Below are 24,342 nucleotides of genomic sequence, written 5' to 3'. Positions count from 1 at the left end.
GCAATATGAAAGCTGATTCTCAAAGGACTGACTTTTGCACGTTGAGCCATATGTTTCATTTGTCTTCTTAGAATATTATAGGCAATGAAGACCCCCCATAATTCTTGATAAATTAAATCAGGTTGCTTGCTCCTCAAATGCTTACCTTCCTGTAAATCACTTTTGATTTCTCGGTAACACATTTCTATTTCCCAGCGCTGGGCATAAAGCTTCGCCAAGCCTATCAGTGGATATGCCTTTGAATCCATTAATGAAGTGATATAACGTCTAATTTTCCCTGCCTGCTCAACTTCAATCAAACGCGCTTCCCAATATTCTCCTAATGATGGATTTAGCTTCCTGGCTCTAGCTGAAAGAGGCATTTTGATTTGAAAGTCATGCGGGGAATTACGTTTAATGATCTCATAGCGTAAATTATCTTTTGCTCTCATTAACCAATGACTGGCTTCTACTCGTGTTTGCCAGTCAATCAAGAAATCAGCAGAGAAATAGGCTCGATCAAACAAGGTAATACTATGCGATGGAGGACATAATCGATTTGCCAGTGTAAGTTCACCCTGATCCATGCTACCTATTTGGGCATCAATGATTTCATGGGTGCTGGTATTTACCAGGCAGGTTGCTCTCACTTGTGGATAAGGGGCTGCAGCGGTTTTACCCTTAGATGAGCCAAAGTGTTCAAAATTCTCGTCTGTATAAGGCATAGACCAAACCACCCCGTCAACAGCACATACACTAAGGCCATGAAAGTTTGAGTATTGCTGTTGGGATTCTTCAAACCAGGCTTGGCTGAGTAGAGAAAACAAGGTATTCAAGGGCTCTCGTCCTAAACGTTGTCGTGCTTGCACTGCTGCACTGGGGACACAATATTCTGTTGTACCAAACACAAGTTTTAGTTGCTCTACGACATACCCGATCGGTTGATCTCGAAATAGGGCAAGCCCAATTACCAGCCATACCACATGTTCGGCAGGTAATTTTCTTCTCCTGATAGAAGCCTTACCTGTTTGATGTAGGCTTTCTTTAATCCAGTTTAAATCAATGAGTTCACTGAAATGGCTGAGTGAAGGCAAAGAATGTTGAAGGGTGCAATCTAAATTTTCAGATAAAGTCATAAAAAAAATGAGCGTATTGGCATACACTCATTTTTACTACATTTTTCTAATGTCTGCTTAACTGACTGGCATTACTCAGTTGAGGGCTTTTTTATATGCATTTTTTATTTTTTCTGGAACAGGTAAATCTGATATTGAGCCAGCAATTCAAACTGATCCTGCTGTTCAAGTGCTAAACGACGTTCAGGCTTGGCCTTATAAGCATATGGCGTCATCGCAATCAGGTTTTTTAAATCTGCCTGTGGCAAAACTATCGGTGCATCAATCACCTGCTCACTAACCAAATTAAATTCATCTTGTAACTGCTCAACAAACTTTTCCGGCTCGTGTGGTTTCACTTCTTCAAATAAAGCCTCACGCATGGCATATAAATGTTGTGGTGCCGGCGTCACCACCATCAAATAAGACTTTGGCTTTAAAACCCGCAGAATTTCCTGTTTGGGAATCGGACTGAATAAACTGGTACAGAGATCAATCGACTCATCTAATACTGGTAAAGTCGCTCCAGTTCCTACGACCCAAGTCACCTCTTTATTCAGCTTGGCTGCGACCTGAACCGCATTCTTGGCAATATCGACCCCAACGCATTGCAGCACTTCGGCCTGCATGGCATTGGTGTAATAGCCTTCGCCACAACCAATATCTAAAAGATTCTCAATCCGCAACTCGCGAATCTTTTCCACGACAGCCTGTTGCAAAGGCGCATAATAACCTGCGCTGAGAAATGCACGACGTGCCTGCACAGACTCAGGCGTATCTCCCGGGTTTTTGCTGTGCTTATGCTGAACCACATGCAGGTTCACATAGCCCTGTTTGGCGACATCGTAACTATGATGATTCTCACATCGCCATGTTCTTTCATTTAAGCTCAACTGCTGGCGACAGACTGGGCACATGAGTAAATTCATCATTTTCTCCAAAATAAAAAAGCCGGCATGCGCCGACTTTTTCCAATGCATTTCTTAGCGCAATTTTAAGGTCATTAGACCCAAAACTACCAGCATAATCGTAATAATCCAGAAACGGATCACCACCTGGGTTTCACGCCAGCCTTTCTTTTCATAATGATGATGTAGCGGCGCCATCAGGAATACACGCTTATTGCGCATTCTTAATGAACCAATCTGCAGGAAGACTGAAACCGCTTCCACCACAAAGACACCGGCCATAATCGCAAATACGATTTCCTGACGAACCATGACGGCAATCGTACCCAGCATCGCACCAAGAGATAAAGCACCGACATCACCCATAAATACTTGAGCCGGATGGGCATTATACCAAAGGAAAGCCAGACCTGCTCCGATCATGGCAGCACAGACCACCACCAGTTCAGACGAATATTTCACATAAGGAATATGCAGATAATTGGCAAAGCGCACATCACCGGCCAGATAGGCAAATACGCCCAGACCCGTAGCAACCAGCACGATTGGCATAATCGCCAGACCATCCAGACCATCAGTCAAGTTCACGGCATTGGATGCGCCATTAATCACGAAGTAAGTGAAAATAATGAAGCCAATACCCAACGGGATCATCGACAATGGAATGCTTAGGTCTTTAAAGAATGGAATCAGCAGATCCAGCATATTCGCGGTATGCACCGGATTGGTCTGTTGCTGTGCAATGACATACAAAGCAATACCAGCACCCAAAGAACCAACTGAAGTCCAGAAGAATTTTTTCTTCGCAGGCAAACCCGCATTGTCTTTATAACGGATTTTAATCCAGTCATCGGCCCAGCCAACGGCACCGAAAATCACCATCACACCCAGCACAATCCAGACATAAGGATTGGAAAGATCTGCCCAGAGTAGAGTTGAGATACCAATCGAAAGCAGGATCAGCACCCCGCCCATGGTCGGCGTGCCCATTTTCTTAGCATGGTTTTCAGGGGCATACGAGCTGACTGCCTGACCATATTTCAGCGCCTGAAGCTTGCGAATCATTACAGGACCGAGCACCAGACCGATGGTCAATGCCGTCAAGACACTGAGCAAAGCACGTAAAGTTAAATAACGAACCACCTGAAACGTGCTGTCAAAGCCCGCCAAATGTTCAAAGAGCCATAACAGCATTTAGAGTTTCTCCATCAATGCAGCCATCAATGTTTCCATATGGGTAAAACGCGACCCTTTAAACAGGAATGACATCGGCTGAGGTTGATGTGTTTCAATCAAACGAATTAAAAACGGTAATGCCTGCTCCTGATTCAGGAAAGCCTGCATTTTTTTACCATATTGTGTACTACGAGCACCTTCTTGTGCGGCAGGCGCAAATTCACCTACAGCCACCACAAAATTAATGCCTTTCACCGAGACCAGATCCCGACCGAGCTTGTAATGCTCGATTGCGGCAGATGAACCGAGTTCACCAATATCGCCGGTGACCATCACCCGGATGCCCTGCTGCTGCGCCAGAACTTCAGCCGCTGCACGCATCGAACCCGGATTGGCATTGTAGGTGTCGTCAATAAATAAATAGTCTTTGTACGGAATAAAGTTCAGACGACCTTTCGCACCCACGGCCTGTTCCAGACCGGCCACGATATCATCCAGACCAATACCGATCGCCAGGGCAAAAGCTGCTGCTGCGGTCGCATTTTCAACATTATGCTCACCGGCAAACGGCAACTGAACTGTTTTGGAGCCTTGTGCTGTATTCAGGGTAAAGCTTGAAGATTGAGCATCAAGGACTACATCGCTGGCATAGACTTCACCACCAGCACCAAAACTTAAGCTTTTTTCAGTTCTTACTGCGGCACGAATGACTTCAGCAAAATCATCTGCAGCAGGAATAATTGAGGTTTCAGAGATATGCGCATAAATCTCGGATTTCGCGCGGCAAATCCCGTCACGACCGCCAAATTCACCTAAATGCGCAGTCCCGATATTAATGATCCCCGCCACATGCGGCTGCACCATTTTTGAAGTGTAATCAATTTCACCCTGATGACTTGCACCGAGCTCCATGACTGCATATTGATGTTCAGGACGTAGCTCCAGCAACATTACCGGCACACCAAGGTCATTATTCAAATTACCACGTGTCACCAAGGTCGGTGCCAGACGCGACAGAATGCTTCCCAGCATTTCTTTAGTCGTGGTCTTGCCACTACTGCCGGTCAAGGCAATGACTTTGAGTTGAGGATTCTGCTGACGGCGATAAGCACCTAACTGTCCAAGTGCCAGACGGGTATCTTCTACCACCAACTGGCAAATATCAGCATCCACCGGACGGCTGACAATGGCAATTTCACAACCTTGAGCCGCCACTTGCGCAATAAAGTCATGCGCGTCAAAACGCTCGCCTTTCAGCGCCAGAAAAGCATCACCTGCTTCTGCATCACGTGAATCAGTCAAAATCCGCTTGATCTGACCTGCAGGCTTTTTATCATTCAACCAGTAGCCTTGAGTAGCCTGCTGTAATTGTTCTATGCTCCACGGCTCCAGCGCCGCAGTACTTGTTGTTGAGGTATGCATATCTGAATCCTAATGCGCTGAATAGGCTGAATCTGTGTTGCAATGCTGAGCATCAATCGCAGCTTGCACTTCGATCACGTCATCAAACCAGTGACGTACGCCATCAATTTCCTGATAATTTTCGTGCCCTTTTCCTGCAATCACCACAATATCACCCGCCTGTGCGTGTTTAACCGCAAACTTGATCGCTTCACGACGGTCATGAATTTCATGATAGGTTTTGCCGGAAAAATCGATGCCATTTTTCATATCAGCAAAAATTTGTGCCGGATCTTCGGTCCGTGGATTATCAGAAGTGAGTACTGCGATATCTGAACCGTCTAAAGCAGCCTGAGTCATCAGTGGACGTTTACCACGGTCACGATCACCGCCACAGCCGAAAACAGTCCAGAGATTTTGTGAAACATGACGTTTCAAGGTCACCAAAACCTGGGTCAAAGCATCCGGGGTATGCGCATAATCCACCACAAACAGGCGCTCACCATCACGTAGCACCTGCATGCGACCTGGCGCACCTTTAAGCTGTGGTACAGTTGCAATCAAATTGTTCAGGTCAAAACCAGCCTGCTCCGCCATGATCAGACTGGCGACCAGATTTTCAATATTGAAATGACCCAGTAATGGACTGTTAACCACATATTCAGCAGAAGCAGTTTCTAGTTTAAAGTTCGCACCTGAAATGCTGTACTGAATATCCTGAACCTGATAATCCGCTTTTTGCTTGGTGGAATAAGTCAAAATTTTAGGCTGTGCCGGATTATTTTTCGCAGCATCCAGCATGATCTGTGCATGCTCATCATCGATATTGATGACAGCGACTTTTAAAGATTCAAACCGGAATAAATCCGATTTCGCTTCCGCATAAGCTTGCAGCGTTCCGTGATAATCCAGATGATCACGACTCAAATTGCTGTAACCCGCAATCTCGATATCACAACCATTCAAGCGACCTTGTTCCAGACCATGTGAGCTGGCTTCAATCGAGGCAAATTCCGCACCAGCCCGCGCATAGCCATGCAAGGCATTTTGCAGTTGCAAGGCATCCAGAGTGGTGTGCGAAGATGCTTCCAGATTTGGTAAAATCCCGTTACCTGTGGTACCCATCACTGCACAGGCTTTACCTTGCAGCATGATGAATTCAGCCACCAAGCGAGAAATCGTGGTTTTACCATTGGTGCCGGTAACTGCCAGAATTCGAGCAGCTTGAACAGGTTGAGTCGCTTGCAAATACTGCTTTTGCCATTGTCCCATCAGATGACGTACATCTGCTACCACCAAATTTGGAGATACATCCAGTTCAGTTTCTGAAATCACAGCCAATGCACCCTGATCCAAAGCTTTCTGGGCAAATTGAGCAGTTTTTTCCGGTTGTGACAGACTGGTCAGGGCAATAAAAATTTGTCCCAGTTTAACTTTACGACTATCCAGCTCGAAGCCCTGAAAGGATTGCTTCATCCAGTCAGCGACATCGTGAGGGGTGTAGAGATCTTGAAATGTAATAGACATTGATCACCTATTTACTGGACTTTGGGAGGTTCTAAAGGTTTGTCCAGAGGGACATTCAGCAGACGCAAGGATTCCTGCATCACACGGGCAAAGACCGGTGCAGATACCGTACCGCCATAGTAGGTGCCTTGTGGATTTTCTACCACCACCACCATGGCGATCCGTGGATCACTGACTGGTGCCACGCCGGCAAATAATGCACGGTATTCATTGGTCGAATAACCTTTACGGTCGGCACGCAATTTATGTGCAGTACCGGTTTTACCGGCTACGCGATAACCTGGGATGGTAGCGCGAGTCGCCGTACCACCTGGCAAGGTTGCAGTTTCCATCATCAGCAAGACCTGATCGGCAATCTTGGCATCAATCATCTGCTCACCCTGTGGCTGTTCTTCCAGCTTGTACAGGCTTAACGGTATTTTCACGCCTTTATTGGCCAGCATGGCATAGGCATCGGCCAGCTGTAGCACCGTTGCGTTCAGACCATAACCATAGGACATAGTCGCGACTTCAGATACATTCCATTTGCTCGGCGGCAGGATCAGACCAGCACTTTCACCTGGAAATTTCACCGCTGAACGCTGCCCAAAACCCAGACGTTTATAGAAGGTTGGTAAGGTTTCATACGGCAACGATAAGGCCAGTTTTGCCACACCAACGTTAGAGGATTTCTGGATAATGCCACCCAAGGTCAACTGACCATAGTTATGCGTATCACGAATGGTATGATTACCGACCCGCATACTGCCCGGTGTGGTATTCACCACTGAATTCGCCGTATATTTACCACTTTCCAAGGCCATCGCGACTGTCAGCGGCTTCATGGTCGAACCCGGCTCGAAAGAATCGACTGCACCGCGGTTACGCATGGCATCCTTGTTGAGCAGGCTGTTTTTATCATTCGGGTTATAGGATGGCCATGAGGACAGCGCCAGAATTTCCCCAGTTTTCACATCGACTGCAATCGCAGTGGCTGAACGGGCATTATTGGCCACACCCGCAGCCGTCAGCTCACGGTACATAATATATTGCAGACGTGAGTCAATACTCAGGGTAATATTTTCGCCCGGCTCAACTTCTTTAATCACTTCAGGTTCTTTGACCCGGTTGCCTTTTTTATCGCGAATGATCTGCTGCTCGCCATCCTTTCCGGAAAGACGGCTATTCAGCTGCATTTCCAGACCTTCAATGCCGCTGCCTTCGCTATTGGTCAAGCCAATAATCTGAGAGTTTGGCTGCGGCTGCGGATAATAACGTTTATAGTTTTTCTCGGTATATACGCCCTGAAAATTACGTTTTATGATCAGTTCGGCCTGTTGTGGCGGAACTTCTTTTTTCAGGATCAGATAACGTGAACGCGGACGTTCTTCCATTTTTTTGCGCAGTTCTGCCCGATCCATACCGACTGCATCAGCCAGCTCATCCAGATTCAGGTTTTTATCGGGTAACTGACGTTTGAGCTTGCGGCTATTCGGTTCTTTTTCCAGCGCCAGCATGGTCTCGTCATAGAGTTTTTTATTGTCAAAATAATCACGTGGATCAATCACAATTTTCATGATCGGAGTACTGATCGCCAATGGAATGCCATTACGATCATAAATCACGCCACGCATCGCCTTGATGGTATTGGTTCTTAAAATATTGGCATTGGCTTTATTTTGCAAAAAATCTTTATTAATAATCTGTACATAGAAAGCACGGCAAATCAGTGTCACAAAACACAGCAGCACCACCGCCCACATGATGTAAAAACGATTGATATAAACATTTGAGGCATTTTTGTCGGTGACCGATTGTTTTTTACGTACCGGTTGCTTCTTTCTCTTGTCTACCATGTCGGAACGCTAGCCTTATTTTTTCTCATCTGAAGTTTGTGGTAAGGAAATCACGACACTTTGTGAAACCGGAGGTGAATACATACGCAGCTGTGTCACTGCACGCGTACCGATCTGTGCCGTCGCGCCGAAAGTTTGCTGCTCAATCAGCAAACGCCCCCACTCTGCATTCAGGTCATCCCTTTCACGCAGATAGGTACTCAGCTTTCTGTTATCCTGACGGTATTCAAATACCTGAAATACCACAAATACTGCACTGGTGAAGACCATCAATATCAGCATGAGATAGATTGTAACTTTTTTCAGCCACAATTTTTCTGTTTTTTTATCAACCACTTCCGTTTTCATGATCTGCCTATTAAGCTAAACGTTCTGCTACCCGGAGCCATGCGCTACGTGAACGAGGATTGGCTTTGACCTCCTCATCACTGGCTTTAACACGAGAAACTTTCTTTAAACGTCGCGTATCTTTCTGTTGTTGTGGCATTCCCCAGCCTGAATCCTCTTCAAGCGTTGACTCTTTTTGAATAAATTGTTTAATCAAACGGTCTTCCAGTGAATGGAAGCTAATCACCGCCAAACGTGCTTCAGGTTTCAAGATTTCAACGGCCTGAGGCAAGAAGATTTCAATATCTTCTAATTCCTTATTAATAGCAATACGAATCGCCTGGAAAGTACGGGTCGCAGCATGCTTATTTTTTTCCCATTTCGGGTGGGCTACTTTTACAATCTCAGCCAGCTTTGCCGTGGTATCAATATATCCAGCAGCTTTAATCGCTTTGGCAATACGGCGACTATAACGCTCTTCACCATATTTAAAAATGATATTCGCCAGCGCTTCTTCTTCAATCTGGGTCAGCCATTCTGCTGCGGTTGGACCTTGCGAGTTATCCATGCGCATATCCAGCGGGCCATCTTTCATAAAACTGAAACCACGTTCAGCCTGATCCAGCTGCGGTGAAGAAACACCAAGATCCGCCATCACCCCATCGACGTGTTCAATGCCCAGTTCAGCCAAGGCATCTTTCAGATCAGCAAAGCTAGCATGAATAATTTTAAAACGTGAATCTTCTTGTTCGAGTTCAGCCGCTACAGCCAGTGCTTGCGGATCTTTATCAAAGGCATAGACGCGTGCATTTTCATCTAATTTGGACAGTAATAAACGCGTATGCCCACCACGGCCAAAGGTACCATCCACATAAGTTCCCGTATTGCGACCCGCCAACAAGGCATCAATCGTTTCGTGAAGTAATACAGAAATATGTGACATAAAAACTCAATCAATAGGGGGAAAAATTTAACTGCACATTATCACCCTGTTTAGGCAAAGCTCCAAACGACTTTTTGTAGATAAATATTACTTTCCATAGAGAAAACCGTTTTAGCATTTTTCTAATACAACAAAGCCTCCAGTTTTGGAGGCTTTTTTCAATCCAGATGACTTGGCAGATCAATTAACGTTTGCTGTTATATATCTGGTCGAAAATTGCACCATTCACAAAATGGGTTTTCTGTGCATTGGCCCAACCACCAAAGACTTCATCAATGGTAAAGGTTTTAATTTTCGGGAACTGTGCCGAATATTTAGCTAATACTTTTTCATTACGTGGACGATAGAAATGCTTAGCCGCCATTTCCTGACCCAACGGTGAATACAGGTAATTGATATAACCTGTTGCTAACCATTTATTGCCATTTTTCTCCACGGTACGATCCACAATCGCCACTGACGGTTCAGTCAAAATCGTAATCGATGGATAAACGATATCAAACTTGTTTTTACCCAAGGTTTTTTGCGTGACCAAGGCTTCATTTTCCCAAGTCAGCAATACATCGCCAATCCCACGCTCGGCAAAGGTGGTCATTGAAGCACGTGCAGCAGAATCCATCACTTTCACATTCTTATAAAGCTTGCCGACAAATTCCTGTGCTTTGGCTTTATTACCACCTGGCTGTTTCTCGGCATAACCCCATGCAGACAGATACACCCAACGCGGCAAACCACCCGTTTTCGGGTTCGGCGTAATAATTTGCACGCCTGGTTTAGTTAAGTCATTCCAGTCCTTGATGCCTTTCGGATTGCCTTTACGTACCATGAATACGATCGTCGAGGTATAAGGTGCCGAGTTGTGTGGGAATTCCTTTTGCCAGCCCGGCTGAATCTGACCAGATTTCACAATTTCTTCGATGTCATTGGCCAGCGCCAAAGTCACCACATCACCTTTCAAGCCATCGACCACAGAGCGCGCCTGTTTGCCCGAACCGCCATGTGACTGCTTAAAATTCACATCCAGACCGGTGCGGCTTTTCCAGTAAGCGCCGAATGATTTGTTAAATTCATCATAGAACTCACGCGTGGCATCATAGGATACATTCAGAAACTGACGGTCTGCTGCTTGTGAAGCAGTCGCGGTCATGCCTAAACCAGTCGCCAACAAGGCAGCACTAAATAACGATTTTAATTGAGTTTTCATGGCAGCACAGAGTTTATCTTCATTAGATATAACTATATGAAATAAAATCATTTATCGCAATTCATCCTACAACATCACAACACGATAAAATGAAAGGTTTTTCTGCATTAATATTATGTTTTTAAAAGAAAAATACTATTTATTATTCTACTTATCTCTAATATATAGAATTTTATGCATTAGATATAAAGAAAATGGATAACACTTTAGCCATTTTCTTTATTGTATTTAGACTAACGCTCACTTATCTTTTTTCATTGTAAATCTGGTCATAAATCGCCCCATTCACAAAATGTGTTTTTTGCGCTTTGGCCCAACCACCAAAGACTTTATCAATGGTAAAGGTCTGGATTTTCGGAAACTGGGCTGAATATTTGGCAGCCACTTTGGCGTCCCGCGGACGGAAGAAATATTTCGCAGCAAGCTCCTGCCCTTTTGGTGAATATAAATAGTTTAAATAGCCTTTTGCCAGATGGGTAAGTTGACAAAAATAACTAATGATGCGAAAAGGTTTTTTTAGTTAACAGATGTTCACACATGCCTAGAATTGTTTCTGTACCACTTAGTTTAGAACAGCGAGAACGACTCATTTTTCTGGTCAAGCATGCAAAACATTGGCGTGAAAGGCAACGTGCCCAAACTATTCTCTGGCTTTCCGAAGGTAAAAGCGTTGCGGAAGTTGCCACTCTACAAGAACGTATCCCAGAAACCATAAGGCTACAACGCCGACGTTGGGAATTGTATGAGTTTGAATCGATTAAAGAAGGTCATCGCTCAGGTCGACCCAATACATTGATCTCAGACTATCAGGCGAAAATCCTAGATTGGGTCAATACAAGTCCACTCAATGCAGAACAAATCCGAGTCAAACTACATGAAGAATACGAAGTGTCCGTGTCTGTTGAAACCATTCGTAAGTTTTTACGGGATTCAGGTATGGTCTTCAAGCGTACCCGTCATAGCTTGAAAAAAAAGAGATCCGATTGCATTTGAACAAGCAACACAGCAGATTGAAGAATTACGAGAGCAAGCGGCACGTGGTGAAATTATATTAGGTTATGTTGATGAAACAGGATTTTCATCTACACCTGATAACCGCTATGCGTGGACAAAGATAGGTGATGTTCATGCGGTTGATGCAATAAGATTAAAACGAGTTAATGTCATGGGGTGTTTGCTTTCAACGGGGAAACTGGTGACTAGTTGTTTACAAGAGTCAGTGACAAGCACTTGGTTTTATGCCTATTTAACTGGAATAGCTCAACAAGTAAAACAGACATATAACCTTCCATTGGTTCTTATTGTTGATAATGCCTCGATTCATAGAAGTAAAAAGATGGCTGATTACAGAGAGCTACTTAAAACTAACTTTTCGACGAATCTGTATTTTATTCCAGCTTATAGCCCTGAGTTAAATCGAATCGAGATGGTATGGAAGCAGATGAAATATTATTGGCGAGATTTTCAAGTCATGACAGCTGACAAAATAGAGCAATGGGTGGAGAAAGTATCAAACCAATTCGGAAAAGAATACATGTTTACTTTTTAATGACAACTTAGTGCCATTTTTATTCACGTTCTTATCGACAATCGCTACCGATGGTTCGGCCAGAATTGAAATCGATGGATAGACAATATCGTACTTGTCTTTACCCAGACCTTGCGTCGCCAGCAAGGCTTCATTTTCCCAGGATAAAAGCACATCACCAATGCCGCGCTCGGCAAACGTCGTCAGTGAACCACGGGCACCGGAATCTAAAACTTTGACATTTTGATAAAGTTTTTTCACCAACTCTTTGGCTTTCGCATCATTACCGCCTGGCTGTTTCAGTGCATAACCCCAAGCAGAAAGATAGATCCAACGTGGCGCGCCACCAGTTTTCGGGTTTGGGGTAATAATGTCCACACCCGCTTTGGTCAGATCATTCCAGTCTTTGATTTGCTTTGGATTGCCTTTACGCACCAAGAATACAATCGTAGACGTATAGGGTGCCGAATTACTCGGAAACTCTTTTTGCCAACCTTTCTCGATTAAACCGGCATTGACGATTTCTTCGATATCATTGGCTAAGGCCAGGGTCACGACATCGGCCTGCAAACCATCGACCACTGAACGCGCTTGCTTGCCTGAACCACCATGCGACTGTTTAAAATTAACCGTCTGTCCGGTTTTCTGCTTCCAGAACTTGCCAAATTCTTCGTTATATTCCTGATAAAATTCACGGGTCGGATCATAAGAGACATTCAGGAAATCTTTGGCGACGGAATTCTGTACAGCTGTTCCAACTAAAATTGTCAAGATTGCGGATGCTATTATTTTTTTCATCTTATGTAACTCTTTGTTTATATGAGCTGCACTATACAAATCAAAAATAAGCATAACAATCATTCATTTATAACAATATCTACAATCTATTTCTGATTTTGAGATATCTTCTAACAATTAAATCCGGATACATATTCTGCTAGAAAAGTAATCTTCTGTTACAATATAAGACAGTTCTTCACGTTCTCTTCACAGTTGTCTGTTAAAAATAGGCCACCAAAACAGGAAATTACGATTTTTGGTAATTTTCCACAGAGTTATATTATTTCTTTTGTAAAAAATGTGACTTGGTTCTACTTCTTTATGATCAACTGTGATTAAATTGTAGGCAGAGTATTAAAAAAACATTTTTAACAAAATAAAACCAACCCGAAGTAAGGAGGAAGTTTGGATATGAAATTTACATTATTCACAGCCAGCATCCTAAGCCTGATTATGTTGTTCTCGATTCAACTCGGTCATGCCGTCGTTGTGAAGACAGATTTGCCGAAGCCTACAGTAAGCACTGTTGAAAGCAAGACTTCGCCGATTGAAAAAGCGATTCAGCAACAAAAAACTGAAAAAACACTTCAAACAGAAGATAATCTCAAAGTCTTGACTGCATTTAAAGTCGCACCTTCGCAAAATTTCTTTGCAGAACAGAATTACCGCTTCACCCGCTTTGTCCAAAGTATTTTTTCGAGCGCTCATTCTTAATCAGCCTCAACAGCGCTGAATATTCCCGGATTTAAAAGCCACATCATTCAATGTTGAATAAAGCATTAAGTGATGTGGCTTTTTCGCTATAATAGCTGCAATTTTATATCTAAGATTAGATCCGGCTATGACTGTTCGTACTCGTATTGCACCTTCTCCTACTGGTTTTCCGCATGTAGGTACTGCCTATATCGCCTTGTTTAACTTATGTTTTGCTAAACAGCATGGCGGTGAATTCATTCTTCGTATTGAAGATACTGACCAACTGCGCTCAACGCCTGAATCTGAAAAAATGATCCTGGATTCATTGCGCTGGTTGGGTCTGAACTGGTCTGAAGGTCCTGATGTCGGTGGCCCGCATGCGCCGTACCGCCAGTCAGAACGTATGGATATCTATAAAAATTATGCCTTGGAACTGGTAGAGAAAGGTCATGCCTTCTACTGTTTCGCAACTGCAGAAGAACTGGATCAAATGCGTGCAGAACAGCAGGCACGTGGAGAGTCGCCACGTTATGATGGTCGTGGTCTAAATCTTTCTGAAGAAGAAGTGGAGCGTCGTTTGGCCGCTGGTGAACCACATGTGATTCGCATGAAAGTACCGACTGAAGGTGTATGTAAATTCAATGACATGCTGCGTGGCGAAGTGGAAATTCCATGGGCGCAAGTAGACATGCAAATCCTGCTGAAAACCGATGGCCTACCAACCTACCACTTGGCTAACGTAGTAGATGATCATTTGATGCAAATCACCCACGTAATTCGTGGTGAAGAATGGATTCCATCTGCGCCGAAACATCAGTTGCTGTATCAATATTTTGGTTGGGAAATGCCGATACTATGCCACATGCCACTGCTGCGTAACCCGGATAAATCTAAGCTGTCTAAACGTAAAAACCCGACCTCAATTAACTATTACAGAGACATCGGTGTACTGCCTGAAGCCTTGTTGAACTACTTGGGTCGTATGGGCTGGTCAATGCCAGATGAAAGTGAAAAATTCACTTTGGCTGAAATGATTGAGCATTTTGATATCAAACGTGTATCCCTCGGTGGTCCGATCTTTGATGTTGAGAAATTGAACTGGTTAAATGGTCAATGGATCAAGGCACTCAGCCCGGCTGAACTTCTAGACACCTTATTGGCCTGGAAAGCAGATCGTGCCAAATTAGAAGAAATTGCAGCTGCGATTCAACCGCGTATTAACCTGCTGTCTGAAGCTGTGAACTGGTCTGCACATTATTTCAACCATTTCCCGACCCTGTCTAAAGAACAGTTTGAAAGCAAGAAACTGTCGGATGAACAGGTACGTCAAAGTCTTCAATTCGCAATTTGGCGTTTAGAAAGCCTGTTTACTTGGAATAACGACACGGTGAGCCAGACCTTGATGGACTTGGCCGCACAAATGGAAATCAAGTTGCGCGACTTCATGCCTGCATTCTTTATTGCGATCGCTGGTTCGACTGCGTCTACACCAGTAATGCAAACGATGGTGACCATTGGTCCGGATTTAACTTTTGCACGCTTACGTCATGCGCTGGAAATTGTCGGTGGTCCAAGTAAAAAAGAGCTGAAAGTCTGGGAAAAACTTAATGAAAGCTTAAAGTTGCCGAAAAATGAAGCAGTTGATCAAGCTTAATTAATTTTTGTGTTGACGTGTGAGCGCGATATCCCTAATATAGCGCTCACACAGACTGGGGTCATAGCTCAGTTGGTAGAGCGCTACAATGGCATTGTAGAGGTCAGGAGTTCGATCCTCCTTGACTCCACCAAATCAAGTCTTGCTTTAGCTGTGTTATTTGCCTCAATTGTCCCTATCGTCTAGAGGCCTAGGACATCGCCCTTTCACGGCGGTAACCGGGGTTCGAATCCCCGTAGGGACGCCATATTCAAGATGACCATAATATATTGTTGTCATCTTATAAAAAAACCCAAGCATTGCGACTTGGGTTTTTTATTGCCTGTATATTTTATGTTGGGCAATATTTCGGTTTCTTCGCATCTTCCGATAAAATAATCAGTAATTTAGAATTTTGGAGTTGTAATGCAATATCGTTGCCCTAAGTGTCAAAGCCCGAAAATCATGCCAGTGGCCCAGCCAGGTCAAGCAGCTCCACGTCCAGTGGTTCCTAAAAGCTTAATGTTTCTGGTCCCTGCCCTGTTCCTGTTGTTATTGCTGGTGATTATTAGTATCGCGATGTGGATTTTTGGCGATGGTGCAGGTACCACTTTACAGACTGCGACTGTGATCGTCTTTATTCTTTCTTTGATCGCAGGCTTTATGTTCTATAAGGACTTACCTGATTTTAAAATTTCAATGCAGGCATTCATGCAAACCCAAAAGAAATGGAAATGCCGTGAATGTAATCATGAGTGGGAAATCTAATTTACCTTCCACAATATAATAAACATAAAAAAACCAGCCCTGAGGCTGGTTTTTTTATTTACAAAAGTCGGAGATGATTAAACACCGATTTTGCGATATTTTTGACGCTTCGCTACAAGATCATCACCATCACGTTTACGGCGATATTCTTCGAATTCAGCATAGTTACCAGTGAAGAATTCAGGGGTTTCACCTTCGAATGACAAGATGTGCGTTGCAATACGGTCTAGGAACCAACGGTCATGCGAGATCACCATCACAGTACCTGGGAATACCAAAATGGCATCCTCAAGTGCACGCAAGGTTTCGATGTCCAAGTCGTTCGATGGTTCATCCAGCAAAATCACGTTTGCGCCCATTTGCAGGATTTTCGCAAGTTGTAAACGGTTACGCTCACCACCTGATAATTGACCTACACGCTTTTGCTGATCCTGACCTTTAAAGTTAAAGCGACCGATATACGCACGAGATGCAATTTCGTAATCACCAATCTTCAAGATATCTAAACCGCCAGAAACTTCTTCCCAAACGGTTTTGTTGTTATCTAAGGTGTCACGGATCTGACCGACATAAGCCACTTTAACCGATTCACCCAGCGTTACCGTACCGGTATCTGGTTGCTGTTCGCCAGTCATCATACGGAATAGCGTGGTTTTACCCGCACCGTTCTCACCCACGATACCCACAATTGCAGCAGGTGGTACTGTGAACGTTAAATCTTTGTACAGTAAGCGATCACCAAACGATTTACTGATGCCTTCAACTTCTACAACCTTGTTGCCCAGACGTGGGCCAGGTGGAATGTAGATTTCAGAAGTTTCGTTACGTTGCTGGAATTCGCGCGAGTTAAGCTCTTCAAAACGCTCCATACGCGCTTTGTTTTTCTTTTGCTGACCTTTGGCATTAGAACGAACCCATTCAAGTTCTTTTTTCAATGCTTTAGCAAAAGATTCTTCCTGCTTGTTCTCTTGCTCTAAACGGGCATTTTTCTGCTCAAGCCAAGAAGAGTAGTTACCTTGATACGGAATGCCCATACCACGGTCAAGCTCCAGAATCCATTCAGCAACGTTATCCAAGAAGTAACGGTCATGCGTAATAGCGACGATGGTACCCGGGAAGTCTTTCAAGAAACGTTCCAACCAAGATACAGATGAAGCATCTAAATGGTTCGTTGGTTCGTCTAGAAGTAACATATCTGGTTTAGACAGAAGTAATCGGCACAGCGCCACACGACGACGTTCACCACCTGAAAGCTTAGATACATCTGCATCCCAAGCAGGCAAGTTCAATGCTGCAGCTGCTTGATCCATCTGGTTCGCAAGGTTATGCGCATCCCAAGTCTGGATAATCGCTTCAAGCTTCTCTTGCTCTTTCGCAAGTGCATCGAAATCCGCATCTTCTGCTGCATATTCAGCAAAGACTTCATCCAGACGTGCCAAGGCATCAAGCGGTTCACGTAAACCATCTTCGACGTTACCACGAACGTCTTTAGTTTCATCTAAAGGTGGTTCTTGCTCAAGATAACCGATTTTTATACCCGGTTGCGCACGTGCTTCACCAGAGAAATCTTTATCTACGCCCGCCATAATACGAAGCAAGGTAGATTTACCTGCACCGTTTAAACCAAGCACACCAATTTTAGCGCCTGGGAAAAATGATAAGGAGATGTCTTTCAGGATTTCGCGCTTAGGCGGAACCATCTTCGACACTCGGTTCATCGTGTAAATATATTGGGCCACGTAGGACTCCTCAACTGAAAAACCAAATGGGGTTAAAACAACCACCCCAGCTCAAAAATGAGCGAAAAAATAATCGGCTATTATACGCAGAAAGCTGCGAAAACATAAGCCATTGCCATGAACTTCAATGCATTGTTACAAGTTTATTGATGATGTTTTTTTAAACAGTTGTTTTCAGTAAAATAAACGACTCAAATCCAGGTCGATATATGAATATTTCATATATTTATTTCAATAAAATTGCACTTTTACTCATATGTGAAAATGCTACACTCAAGCCATAAACTTAAACAAGAAGATCAAACAGAATGAGTTATAAAGCAGAAACCCTTGCGATTCATGCAGGTTATACCCCAGAAGCAACCACCAAAGCTGTGGCAGTGCCGATTTACCAAACCACGTCTTATGCCTTTGACAATACTCAACATGGGGCCGATCTCTTTGATTTAAAGGTTCAGGGCAATATCTATACCCGAATTATGAACCCGACCACTGCGGTTCTGGAACAACGTGTTGCAGCACTGGAAGGTGGAATTGGCGCGCTGGCTTTGGCCTCTGGCATGGCCGCGATTACCTATGCCATTCAGACCATTGCTGAAGCCGGTGACAACATTGCTTCTGTGTCAACACTGTATGGGGGTACCTATAACCTGTTTGCCCATACCCTGCCAAAACAGGGCATTGAAGTCCGTTTCTTTGATTATGAAAAGCCGGAAAGTCTGCGCCAGCTGATTGACGAAAAAACCAAACTGGTTTTTGTGGAATCGATTGGTAATCCACTGGGTAATATTATTGATCTGGAAGCTATTGCTAAAATTGCACATGAGTATGGCGTACCGGTGATTGTGGACAATACTGTTGCCACCCCCGTACTTCAAAGATCTTTCGATTTCGGTGCGGATATTGTGGTGCATTCCCTGACCAAATATATCGGTGGTCACGGCAATTCCATTGGCGGCATCATTGTGGATAGCGGCAAATTCCCGTGGGGTAAATATCCTGAACGCTTCCCTGCCCTCAATACACCAGATCCAAGTTACCATGGCGTGAACTATGTCGAAGTTCTGGGTGAAGCGGCTTATATCGCCCGTACCCGTGTAGTGCCGCTGCGTAATACTGGCGCTGCGATTAGTCCGCAGAATGTATTCCTGATTCTGCAAGGTCTGGAAACTTTAAGCTTGCGTATGGAACGTCATACCGAAAATGCCCTGAAAGTGGCGGAATATTTACAGCAACATCCTAAAGTGAAATGGGTTAATTACGCCGGCCTGAAAGATCACCCACAGCATGCTTTGGCACAGAAATATGTGAAAGGTAAACCGTCTGCCATTCTGACCTTTGGGGTAGAACATGGTCTCGAAGGCGGCACACGTTTTATTGATGCCCTGCAACTGTTTACACGTCTGGTTAATATCGGCGATGCTAAAAGTCTGGCCTGCCATCCGGCGACCACCACGCATCGTCAGCTCAATGCCGAGGAGTTAAAATCGGCAGGTGTCAGTGAAGATATGGTACGACTTTCTATTGGAATTGAACATATTGATGACCTAATTGCCGATCTGGAGCAGGCGCTGGCGACCGTTTAAAAACGGTGCCCGAGCCGATTCGAAACCTCATCATTTTGATGAGGTTTTTTTATTTATTTTCTAAAACAGCCACTTGCTTTGCTTTTTATTTTCATGTTAAAAGTTAAATGAAAGAGTGAACACAAATAGAGCAATTACTCTAATTTTTATTTTAATTTCAATAGTTTAATTTATAGATTTTCCTGAAGAATTAGTTATCATATCTGGACTCACCTTCGCTCTCATATTCTGTTAGAGCGCCATAAACCTTTAATAAAAATAATTTGAACGCTGACTTCAAATTAGGGATAACAAACGTGAAAACTAGACTACACAAACAACTGGAAAAACGTGTTGCAGGTAAAACCGTCCTGATTACCGGTGCATCCAGCGGTATTGGTTTAACGACAGCACATCAACTGGCTGATGCAGGTGCCCATGTTTTACTGGTGGCCCGTACTCAGGAAACCCTAGAACAAGTAAAATCAGAAATTGAAGCCAAAGGCGGCAAAGCCTCAATCTTTCCATGTGATTTAAACAATATGGAAGCGATTGATGAAGTTTCCAAACAGATTATTGCCTCAGTCGATCATATTGATATTCTGATCAATAATGCAGGACGTTCGATTCGCCGTGCCGTACATGAGTCGGTAGATCGTTTTCATGATTTTGAACGTACCATGCAGCTGAACTATTTCGGCGCGGTGCGTCTGGTGATGAATATCCTGCCGCAAATGATGATTCGTCGCGCGGGTCATATTATTAACATCAGTTCGATTGGCGTACTGGCCAATGCCACCCGTTTTTCAGCCTATGTCGCTTCAAAAGCTGCACTGGATGCCTTTAGCCGCTGCCTGTCTGCAGAAGTACATTCACATAAAATCGCAATCACATCGATCTATATGCCTTTGGTGCGTACCCCGATGATTGCGCCGACCAAAATCTATAAATATGTACCGACGCTTTCCCCAGAACAGGCGGCTGACCTGATTGCCTATGCGATTGTGAAACGTTCGAAAAAAGTGGCGACCGGTTTGGGCCGCCTGGCTTCCATTACCTATTCAATTGCACCGGATATCAACAATGTCTTGATGTCGATTGGCTATAACCTGTTCCCAAGTTCAACTGCATCTGTGGGCCAACCACAAAAATTAAACTTGGTGCAAAAAGCATATGCACGTCTGTTCCCGGGCGAACACTGGTAATTTTTTATACGGTTTTCATACGAATAATTTAATGGAAATGCGAGCCGCCGACCGGGCGGCTTTTCTATGTCTCAGTTTTGCAAGATATGGAATAAAGTGAACTGATTTAAAAAACCACGACACAGCCTGTCCTGATCGATACAGATTTTTGCCGCAAATGCTGCGAGATCACGTACACTATCAGCGGATATTTCCTATCCGTATTTTTATATTTTGATTGAAATGATGGAAACCCTTATGAACAACGCGCAATGGCTCGATGAAGTAAAATTTAACGAACAAGGATTAGTCCCTGCCATTGCCCAGCATCATCAAACTGGACGCGTGTTGATGGTGGCCTGGATGAACCGTGAAGCCTTGGCTTTAACTGCCGAAAAAAATCAGGCGGTGTATTTCTCCCGTTCACGTAACAAGTTATGGCATAAGGGCGAAGAATCAGGACATTTTCAGACCGTACATGAAATCCGTCTGGACTGTGATGCCGACGTGATTGTGCTGCAAATTGAACAGCATGGTGGTATTGCCTGCCATACCGGCCGTGAATCATGTTTCTATCGCAAGCTCACGCCAATGGGCTGGGAAATTGTCGATGCACAGCTGAAAGATCCGTCTGCGATTTATGGTGAAAAATCCACGAATCCGCATACGCTGGCGATGCAAGCGTCAACCGCGCAATCTGAGCAGGTCGTAGTCCTGTCTTATCTGGGCCAGATGATGGCAGAACGCAAACAGGCCGATCCGGACTCCTCTTATGTGGCCAAGCTGTATCATAAAGGCCTGAACAAGATTCTGGAAAAAGTCGGTGAAGAAAGCTTTGAAACCGTGCTGGCAGCCAAAGACTTTGATCAGGATGCTTCGGCAGACCATAAAAATGATCTGATCTATGAAGTGGCAGATCTGTGGTTCCATACCATCGTGATGCTGGGTTATTTCGACCTGGATGTGCAATTGGTATTAAATGAACTGGCACGCCGCCAAGGCTTGTCCGGTCTGGTCGAAAAAGCCAACCGTCAGCATTAAGCCTTGAATTCATCTGTGTCTGATTTAAAAAAACCGACCGCGACCTATGAGCAGGCCACTGCCATTGATAACGCACGTCTGGGCAAATCCTTTAAAGTGATTGCCTATGCAGGCACAGGTAAAACCACGACCCTGCAAATGATCAGTGATGCCATGCCACAAAGACGTGGCATGTATCTGGCTTTTAACAAGGCCATTGCCAGTGAAGCACAGGCCAAGTTTCACCGGGGTGTCGATTGCCGTACTTTTCACTCGCTGGCGTTTCGCAGTGTTCCACGTGGAGTCACCGACAAACTGCGCTTGCCACGCTTGAGTCCAAGTTTTATTGCCAAAGAATACCGGCTTGAACCGATGACCATGCGCCGTATGATGGGTGGGCGTTATGAAAAATATGTCTTGATGCCTTCGCGTCTGGCAAGTTTGGTTGCCAATGCGGTCGGCTATTTCTGCTCGACCAGTTCGCAATACCCTGCCCCACGGCATATTCAGGCGCCGAGCTGGTTGCATCCGGATGATATCGAGACTTTACAGAAGAAACTTTATCCGGCAGTCGAACGGCGCTGGTTAGAGTCGATTGATCCAAATCATCAGGCAGGTATCGGTCATGACATTTACCTGAAACTCTGGGCACTTTCTGAGCCGAATATTCCGGCCGATTATGTGCTATTCGATGAAGCACAGGATGCTGATCCCTTAATGCTGGGAATTTTGCTGAAACAGCGCAGCACCCAGGTGATTTATGTCGGAGACGCGCATCAGCAGATTTATGCCTGGCGTGGTGCAGTGAATGCCATGCAGCAACTACCTTTACCTGAATCACGTCTGACCACCTCATTTCGTTTCGGTCCTGAAATTGCCCTGAATGCCAATGCCATTTTAGGTGCCTTAAATGAAACTGTGCCTTTACTCGGCAATCCGTTGTTAGATTCTAAAGTCGTGAATAAACCGCATACCAAAATGCGGGATGCAATTTTATGCCGGACTAATGCCCGCGCCATGGAACTGTTATTAGCAGGTTTAGTTCGTGGTGATAAAGTCAGCCTGCAAGCCGACCATGTCAAACTGAATCGTTTTGTCGATGCGGCTGCCATGCTGAAACAGGGTAAACGTGTGGTTGATGTGCCGGAACTGGCCTGGTTTAACTCCTGGCATGATGTCCATGAATACTGTGAAACCAATGAAGGCAGTGACATCAAGCCACTGGTCAAACTGGTGGACGAACATGGGACTGATCCACTAAAAAAAGCTCTGGCTAAAATCACCCCAATTGCCCAGGCCGACTATATTATTTCCACGGCGCACAAGGCCAAAGGTCTGGAATGGGATCGGGTTCATATTGAAGATGACTATCAGTTTAAGCTGAATGAAAAAGACCATAAAATTAGTGATGAAGAATTAAGATTACTTTACGTGGCCTGTACACGTGCTAAAGTGAGTTTAAATATTCATCACATTTATGACCTGATTCAGCAACTGAAAATCAAAATGCCGCAGTCGCTTCGGCAGGCAGTTGGTTAAAGTGCATGGCATGGATGTAAACCTCATAGGACAGGTGATCTATGCACATCCAAGCGCTTCAACTGAAACACACCCTGCATTTTCCCGACATTCAGCTCCAGTTTAATTATCCGCAATGCCCGGTCACCTTGATTCTAGGCAATCAGGGAACTGGCAAAACCACGCTTTTACGTTTTAGCTATCAGGCACTGACCTGGTTTGCAGCCCGTTATCGCGACAGCCGTGCCGCGGGTCTGGTGATGCAAGATCAGGACATCATGCAAACCCGGCTGCAATCCAAAATCGATATCCGGATTGGTTTTCCTGAAGAGATGGGCAGCTTGCCAGAATCCAGTCAGTCCGAGCCTGCGAACCTACAAAGCTGTTCATGGCAAATCTACAAGACCCTAAACAGTCAGGGTCTGGGCTTTAGCAAAGCAGAAACCTCACAGCTTGAAAGCGTGCTCAGCCTGTATCACAAAGCCCGCCTGCACGATCCCCTGCTCGGTTTGCCGCTAATTGCCTATTATCCGGCTGAACGCTTTACCAATGAAGTCAATCTGCTCAGCAAAAATAATCCGGTCATTCTCCAGTCTGCACATGCTTATGAAATAGCTGCGATTCCTTTCACCACTTTTGCCCGTTTTTTTGAATGGTTTCGTGAAATCAGTGATATTGAAAATGCGCAAAGTGCCAAGGTTATGAACCAGATTTTGGCGCGTGCCTTGCAGCAGCCTGAGAACATTCGAGGAAATGAACTGGCCCGGCAGATCGAGAAAGCCCAGGCACATCTGCATGCACCGAATCTCAGCGCTTTAAAACAGGCGTTGTCGCTGATCCTGCCAGAAGTCAGCCAGATTTATTTAAAATACCAACCCAAGCTGCAACTGATGGTGACCTATCAGCAACAGACCTTTAGCTTCCAGCAACTGCCCAACAGTATCCGCAACTGGATTGCACTGGTGGGTGATATTGTGCGGCGTCTTTGTCTGTTGAATCCCAACAGTTTATTCCCTTGCCAGGAAGGTACAGGCGTTTTGTTGATTGATGCAATTGATCATCAACTGGATCAGGAGATGGCAGCAGTGATCCTGTCACGCCTGCATCAGGCTTTTCCTAACTTGCAGATTATTGCAACCGGCAACCGGCCTGAATTACTAGAACAGGCGCAAGGCTTTCAATGTCTGAAACTGGAAAATAAACAGCTGCACCCCATTCATCTTGAAAGTATGAAAACCCAGTTTGATCAGATCTACGCAGAGCTGGAATTGCAGCGAAATAAAGACCTATCTTCCGAAGATACTTTATTGGAAACGGTCACCGAACCCGTCACACTGCTTGCAGTATTGCAAATGATCCGGGAACAGCTCAATCCGGAACAGCAACAAGAATTGCTCGCTTTACTTGCTCAGGAGCATCATCCGACGCTACCTCAGTCGCTCTAAACAGATTCAAAAAAATAAGAGCGACTGTTTGAGTAAACAAGGAAGCCTTTC

At 44.6% G+C, this 24,342-nt stretch carries 20 protein-coding genes, 2 tRNA genes and 2 pseudogenes; 12 read left to right on the top strand and 12 right to left on the bottom strand.

All coding sequences use genetic code 11. The annotated features are described in order from the left end of the window. The 10 genes and pseudogenes from F893_RS01825 to F893_RS17280 form a co-directional block, all read right to left on the bottom strand. Positions 1-1,115, bottom strand: a 1,115-nt coding sequence (locus tag F893_RS01825; protein WP_005249728.1) for an IS4 family transposase, incomplete at its 3' end; no start/stop codon positions are given. Between the two features lie 104 nt (positions 1,116-1,219). After that, complete coding sequence (locus F893_RS01820; protein ID WP_005249726.1) at positions 1,220-2,023, bottom strand: putative RNA methyltransferase; 804 nt, start codon at positions 2,021-2,023, stop codon at positions 1,220-1,222. A 54-nt stretch (positions 2,024-2,077) separates the two neighbouring features. Then, the gene (gene mraY / locus F893_RS01815) at positions 2,078-3,196 is read right to left on the bottom strand and encodes a phospho-N-acetylmuramoyl-pentapeptide-transferase (protein WP_004644946.1); all 1,119 of its coding nucleotides are present in this window, start codon (positions 3,194-3,196) and stop codon (positions 2,078-2,080) included. Then, on the bottom strand, positions 3,197-4,600 hold the full coding sequence (locus F893_RS01810) for a UDP-N-acetylmuramoyl-tripeptide--D-alanyl-D-alanine ligase (protein WP_005249724.1): 1,404 nt from the start codon (positions 4,598-4,600) through the stop codon (positions 3,197-3,199). It lies immediately after the preceding gene. 9 nt (positions 4,601-4,609) lie between these two features. Further along, complete coding sequence (locus F893_RS01805; RefSeq protein ID WP_005249723.1) at positions 4,610-6,106, bottom strand: UDP-N-acetylmuramoyl-L-alanyl-D-glutamate--2,6-diaminopimelate ligase; 1,497 nt, start codon at positions 6,104-6,106, stop codon at positions 4,610-4,612. A gap of 11 nt (positions 6,107-6,117) precedes the next feature. Beyond that, on the bottom strand, positions 6,118-7,941 hold the full coding sequence (ftsI, locus tag F893_RS01800) for a penicillin-binding protein PBP3 (protein ID WP_005249721.1): 1,824 nt from the start codon (positions 7,939-7,941) through the stop codon (positions 6,118-6,120). 15 nt (positions 7,942-7,956) lie between these two features. Beyond that, positions 7,957-8,289, bottom strand: coding sequence for a cell division protein FtsL (gene ftsL, locus F893_RS01795; protein WP_004732462.1), 333 nt, complete (start codon positions 8,287-8,289; stop codon positions 7,957-7,959). A gap of 10 nt (positions 8,290-8,299) precedes the next feature. Beyond that, positions 8,300-9,211 carry a 16S rRNA (cytosine(1402)-N(4))-methyltransferase RsmH gene (rsmH, locus tag F893_RS01790; RefSeq protein WP_004281129.1) on the bottom strand — a complete coding sequence of 304 codons (912 nt, stop codon included), beginning with the start codon at positions 9,209-9,211 and terminating at the stop codon, positions 8,300-8,302. Between the two features lie 184 nt (positions 9,212-9,395). Continuing rightward, positions 9,396-10,415, bottom strand: a complete 1,020-nt coding sequence (locus tag F893_RS01785) for a sulfate ABC transporter substrate-binding protein (protein ID WP_034435774.1) — start codon at positions 10,413-10,415, stop codon at positions 9,396-9,398. A gap of 244 nt (positions 10,416-10,659) precedes the next feature. Then, positions 10,660-10,887: pseudogene (locus tag F893_RS17280) on the bottom strand (sulfate ABC transporter substrate-binding protein); the annotation flags it as partial. A gap of 65 nt (positions 10,888-10,952) precedes the next feature. Between F893_RS17280 and F893_RS01780 the strand changes: the two are divergent. Together F893_RS01780 and F893_RS01775 are read left to right on the top strand one after the other, a co-directional pair. Then, on the top strand, positions 10,953-11,408 hold the full coding sequence (locus F893_RS01780) for a helix-turn-helix domain-containing protein (protein WP_004647755.1): 456 nt from the start codon (positions 10,953-10,955) through the stop codon (positions 11,406-11,408). Next, positions 11,398-11,964, top strand: coding sequence for an IS630 family transposase (locus F893_RS01775; protein WP_108675453.1), 567 nt, complete (start codon positions 11,398-11,400; stop codon positions 11,962-11,964). The genes F893_RS01780 and F893_RS01775 overlap by 11 nt, the downstream gene beginning before the upstream one ends. A gap of 6 nt (positions 11,965-11,970) precedes the next feature. Here F893_RS01775 and F893_RS01770 read toward each other — a convergent pair. Continuing rightward, a pseudogene (locus F893_RS01770) lies at positions 11,971-12,741 on the bottom strand (sulfate ABC transporter substrate-binding protein); the annotation flags it as partial. Between the two features lie 393 nt (positions 12,742-13,134). Here F893_RS01770 and F893_RS01765 point away from each other — a divergent pair. From F893_RS01765 to F893_RS01745, 5 genes are all read left to right on the top strand, one after another. Next, the gene (locus F893_RS01765) at positions 13,135-13,437 is read left to right on the top strand and encodes a hypothetical protein (RefSeq protein WP_004281126.1); all 303 of its coding nucleotides are present in this window, start codon (positions 13,135-13,137) and stop codon (positions 13,435-13,437) included. A 127-nt stretch (positions 13,438-13,564) separates the two neighbouring features. Continuing rightward, complete coding sequence (gene gltX / locus F893_RS01760) at positions 13,565-15,073, top strand: glutamate--tRNA ligase (RefSeq protein ID WP_005101410.1); 1,509 nt, start codon at positions 13,565-13,567, stop codon at positions 15,071-15,073. Between the two features lie 57 nt (positions 15,074-15,130). Then, a tRNA-Ala gene (locus F893_RS01755) sits at positions 15,131-15,206 on the top strand. A gap of 38 nt (positions 15,207-15,244) precedes the next feature. Next, positions 15,245-15,320, top strand: a tRNA-Glu gene (locus tag F893_RS01750). Positions 15,321-15,478: 158 nt separating this feature from the next. Further along, entirely contained in the window at positions 15,479-15,820 is a 342-nt protein-coding gene (locus tag F893_RS01745) for a membrane protein (RefSeq protein WP_004281123.1), read from the top strand. A 77-nt stretch (positions 15,821-15,897) separates the two neighbouring features. Here the strand turns inward: F893_RS01745 and ettA are convergent, their stop codons facing one another. Continuing rightward, entirely contained in the window at positions 15,898-17,559 is a 1,662-nt protein-coding gene (ettA, locus tag F893_RS01740) for an energy-dependent translational throttle protein EttA (RefSeq protein WP_005263915.1), read from the bottom strand. A 308-nt stretch (positions 17,560-17,867) separates the two neighbouring features. On the opposite strand from ettA, the gene F893_RS01735 reads away from it, so the two are divergent. The 5 genes from F893_RS01735 (at position 17,868) to F893_RS01715 (ending at position 24,291) form a co-directional block, all read left to right on the top strand. Further along, positions 17,868-19,145: an O-acetylhomoserine aminocarboxypropyltransferase/cysteine synthase family protein gene (locus F893_RS01735; RefSeq protein ID WP_005249712.1), complete on the top strand. Its 1,278-nt coding sequence runs from the start codon at positions 17,868-17,870 to the stop codon at positions 19,143-19,145. Positions 19,146-19,441: 296 nt separating this feature from the next. After that, positions 19,442-20,329 (top strand): SDR family NAD(P)-dependent oxidoreductase, encoded by an 888-nt coding sequence (locus F893_RS01730; protein WP_005249710.1) that lies wholly within the window; start codon positions 19,442-19,444, stop codon positions 20,327-20,329. Positions 20,330-20,566: 237 nt separating this feature from the next. Further along, positions 20,567-21,349 (top strand): bifunctional phosphoribosyl-AMP cyclohydrolase/phosphoribosyl-ATP diphosphatase HisIE, encoded by a 783-nt coding sequence (hisIE, locus tag F893_RS01725; protein WP_005249708.1) that lies wholly within the window; start codon positions 20,567-20,569, stop codon positions 21,347-21,349. Positions 21,350-21,364: 15 nt separating this feature from the next. Then, positions 21,365-22,867, top strand: a complete 1,503-nt coding sequence (locus tag F893_RS01720) for a UvrD-helicase domain-containing protein (RefSeq protein ID WP_004281118.1) — start codon at positions 21,365-21,367, stop codon at positions 22,865-22,867. Positions 22,868-22,908: 41 nt separating this feature from the next. Continuing rightward, positions 22,909-24,291 carry an ATP-binding protein gene (locus F893_RS01715; protein WP_005249706.1) on the top strand — a complete coding sequence of 461 codons (1,383 nt, stop codon included), beginning with the start codon at positions 22,909-22,911 and terminating at the stop codon, positions 24,289-24,291. Positions 24,292-24,342: the final 51 nt, after the last annotated feature.

This window comes from Acinetobacter sp. CIP 102136 (assembly GCF_000369685.1).
GTDB classification, from domain to species: Bacteria; Pseudomonadota; Gammaproteobacteria; order Pseudomonadales; family Moraxellaceae; genus Acinetobacter; species Acinetobacter fasciculus.
This window is presented reverse-complemented; position numbering and strand designations above follow the sequence as displayed.

What these genes read in the sequence shown, in the direction of transcription:
- F893_RS01820 (WP_005249726.1), bottom strand. Translation starts at nt 2,023, where the DNA reads ATGAATTTACTCATGTGCCCAGTCTGTCGCCAGCAGTTGAGCTTAAAT.
- mraY (WP_004644946.1), bottom strand. Translation starts at nt 3,196, where the DNA reads ATGCTGTTATGGCTCTTTGAACATTTGGCGGGCTTTGACAGCACGTTT.
- F893_RS01810 (WP_005249724.1), bottom strand. Translation starts at nt 4,600, where the DNA reads ATGCATACCTCAACAACAAGTACTGCGGCGCTGGAGCCGTGGAGCATA.
- F893_RS01805 (WP_005249723.1), bottom strand. Translation starts at nt 6,106, where the DNA reads ATGTCTATTACATTTCAAGATCTCTACACCCCTCACGATGTCGCTGAC.
- ftsI (WP_005249721.1), bottom strand. Translation starts at nt 7,941, where the DNA reads ATGGTAGACAAGAGAAAGAAGCAACCGGTACGTAAAAAACAATCGGTC.
- ftsL (WP_004732462.1), bottom strand. Translation starts at nt 8,289, where the DNA reads ATGAAAACGGAAGTGGTTGATAAAAAAACAGAAAAATTGTGGCTGAAA.
- rsmH (WP_004281129.1), bottom strand. Translation starts at nt 9,211, where the DNA reads ATGTCACATATTTCTGTATTACTTCACGAAACGATTGATGCCTTGTTG.
- F893_RS01785 (WP_034435774.1), bottom strand. Translation starts at nt 10,415, where the DNA reads ATGAAAACTCAATTAAAATCGTTATTTAGTGCTGCCTTGTTGGCGACT.
- F893_RS01780 (WP_004647755.1), top strand. Translation starts at nt 10,953, where the DNA reads ATGCCTAGAATTGTTTCTGTACCACTTAGTTTAGAACAGCGAGAACGA.
- F893_RS01765 (WP_004281126.1), top strand. Translation starts at nt 13,135, where the DNA reads ATGAAATTTACATTATTCACAGCCAGCATCCTAAGCCTGATTATGTTG.
- gltX (WP_005101410.1), top strand. Translation starts at nt 13,565, where the DNA reads ATGACTGTTCGTACTCGTATTGCACCTTCTCCTACTGGTTTTCCGCAT.
- F893_RS01745 (WP_004281123.1), top strand. Translation starts at nt 15,479, where the DNA reads ATGCAATATCGTTGCCCTAAGTGTCAAAGCCCGAAAATCATGCCAGTG.
- F893_RS01735 (WP_005249712.1), top strand. Translation starts at nt 17,868, where the DNA reads ATGAGTTATAAAGCAGAAACCCTTGCGATTCATGCAGGTTATACCCCA.
- hisIE (WP_005249708.1), top strand. Translation starts at nt 20,567, where the DNA reads ATGAACAACGCGCAATGGCTCGATGAAGTAAAATTTAACGAACAAGGA.
- F893_RS01715 (WP_005249706.1), top strand. Translation starts at nt 22,909, where the DNA reads ATGCACATCCAAGCGCTTCAACTGAAACACACCCTGCATTTTCCCGAC.